Source organism: Rhizobium sp. AP16, from assembly GCF_000281735.1.
GTDB classification, from domain to species: domain Bacteria; phylum Pseudomonadota; class Alphaproteobacteria; order Rhizobiales; family Rhizobiaceae; genus Rhizobium; species Rhizobium rhizogenes.
On record NZ_AJVM01000094.1, the window covers coordinates 1 to 2,805 of the forward strand.

The window sequence follows — 2,805 nt, forward strand, 5'->3', positions numbered from 1 at the left end:
CCCCGCCACTGCGGCGGGTGCTGCCAATGCCTCCGGCGCTGCCTCCGTCGCGATCGGCGTGGGTGCCGTTGCCTCGGGTGACGAGGGTCTAGCCCTCGGCAACCTTGCCACCGCGACAGGTCTCAATTCCCAGGCGGCCGGCTTCAACGCCCGCGCCTTCAGCCAGAACGCCACCGCCCTCGGCACCAATTCCAAGGCCGGCGTCCTCGGTTCGACAACCATCGTGAACGACACGGCCATCGGCTATAAGGCCTTTGCGATCGGCGGCAATTCCACCTCCCTGGGTAGCCAGGTCCAGGCCAACGGCGCCAACAGCGTGGCCTTGGGTGTGAGCACCACCGCGACGGGTAACAACTCGTTTGCGGGTGGCAACAGCGCGACCACGGGCGCGGCTTCGACGGTTGCCATCGGTGACACGGTTTCGGTTGCCGCAGCGGCGGGACCGGGCTCAACGGCGATCGGCGCCAATTCGAGCGTGACCGGCGGAACCGGCGCGGTCGCCATCGGTAACGGGCAGACAGTCAACGGCGACGGCGCCGTTGCCATCGGCGATCCGAACTCGGCGACCGGTACCGGCGCAGTGACAATCGGTGCCAACAATACGTCCAATGGCCAGGGCGCTGTTGCGCTCGGCAATTCCAACACCGCGACCGGCCAGGGCTCGGTCGCGCTCGGCAACACGTCGAATGCCGCCGCAGCAGGCGCAGTCGCCCTCGGCGACACGGCGGTCGCCAACAATGCCGGCGATGTCGCTCTCGGCTCGAAATCCGTCACAGCAGCGGCGGTCGGGACCTCGGGTGCAACCATCGGCGGCACGGCCTACACCTTCGCCGGCACCGCGCCCACCAGCACGGTCAGCGTCGGCGCTGTCGGCGCCGAGCGTACCATCACCAACGTCGCGGCCGGCCGTCTCTCGGCCACCTCGACGGACGCGATCAACGGTTCGCAGCTCTTTGCGACGAACCAGCAGGTCACCAGCAACACCACCGCCATCACCAACATCACCAATGGCGGCACGAAATATTTCCATGCCAATTCGACGCTGCCGGACTCGACGGCAACGGGCACGGATAGCGTGGCCATCGGCCCGAATGCCGTCGCCAACAATGCAGGCGACGTCGCACTCGGCTCCGGTAGCACCACGGCAGCGGCGGTTGCAACGACTGGCGATACCATCAATGGCAACGCCTACACCTACGCCGGGACGACGCCGACCAGCACCTTGAGCGTCGGTGCTCCGGGCGCCGAGCGCACCATCACCAACGTGGCTGCGGGTCGCGTCAGCGCCAGCAGCACGGATGCCATCAACGGCAGCCAGCTGTTCGCCACGAACACGGAAGTCGGCAAGGTCGGCACCACGGTCAACAACATCGTCAACGGCGGTGGGATCAAGTACTTCCACTCGAACTCGACGCTGCCGGACTCGACGGCGACGGGAACGGATAGCGTGGCCATCGGCCCGAACGCCGTTGCCAACAACGCCGGCGACATTGCACTCGGCTCGGGCTCGGTGACGGCTGCTGCCAACCCGACCTCCGGTGCCACCATCGGCGGCACGGCCTATACCTTCGCCGGCGCAACGCCGACCAGCGTGGTCAGTGTCGGTGCTCCCGGTGCCGAACGGCAGATCACCAACGTTGCGGCAGGCCAGCTCTCGGGCACCTCGACCGACGCGGTCAACGGCTCGCAGCTCTTCGCCACCAACCAGCAGGTCACCAGCAACACCACCGCCATCAGCAACATCACCAATGGCAAGGCCGGACCGTTCGTCTCGGATAATTCCGTGACGGCAACGCAACCGGTCTCCTCGGGTGCTAACGCACTCGCCGGCGGCTACGGCGCCTCGGCGACGGGTGCCGCATCCTCAGTGATCGGCAATTCCGCAACCGACAATGGCGTGGCCAACTCCACAGTGGTCGGCCAGGGTGCCAGCATCGCTTCCGGCATGACCGGCTCCAACGTTGCAATCGGCCAGGGTTCTGCGGTGACGGCAGCGGCGGTCCCGACCGCAGGCGCCACCATCGGCGGCACGGCATACACCTTCGCCGGCGCAACACCGGCGGGTGTCTTCTCGGTCGGAACGGCGGGCAACGAACGGCAGATCACCAACGTCGCGGCAGGCCAGCTCTCGAGCACCTCGACGGACGCGGTCAACGGCTCACAGCTCTTTGCCACCAACCAGCAGGTCACCAGCAACACGACCGCCATCACCAACATCAACAATGGTGGTGGGATCAAGTACTTCCACTCGAACTCGACGCTGCCGGACTCGACAGCAACGGGCACGGACAGCGTGGCCATCGGCCCGAACGCAGTCGCCAACAATGCCGGCGACATCGCGCTCGGCTCCGGTAGCACCACGGCAGCGGCGGTTGCAACGACCGGCGACACCATCAACGGCAACGCCTACACCTACGCCGGGACAACACCGACAAGCACCTTGAGCGTCGGTGCTCCTGGAGCTGAACGCACCATCACCAATGTGGCTGCAGGTCGTGTCAGCGCCAGCAGCACGGATGCCATCAACGGCAGCCAGCTGTTTGCGACCAACACGGAAGTCGGCAAGATCGGCACAGCCGTTACCAACATCACCAACGGCAAGGCCGGTCCGTTCGTCTCCGATAGCTCGGTGACCTCGACGCAGCCGGTATCGTCAGGGGCGAATGCTCTGGCAGGCGGCTTCGGAGCCTCCGCCACGGGTGCTGCCTCGTCGGTCATCGGCAACGGTGCGACCGACAATGGCGTGGCCAACTCCACCGTCCTTGGTCAGGGCGCCAGCATCACGGCCGGTCTGACCGGCTCCAA

Annotated in this window: 1 protein-coding gene; it reads left to right on the forward strand. The window is 66.5% G+C overall.

Features of this window, described 5'->3' with window-relative positions:
- On the forward strand, positions 1 to 2,805 hold a 2,805-nt coding region (locus tag PMI03_RS30270; RefSeq protein WP_007703593.1), incomplete at both ends, for a hemagglutinin-like protein.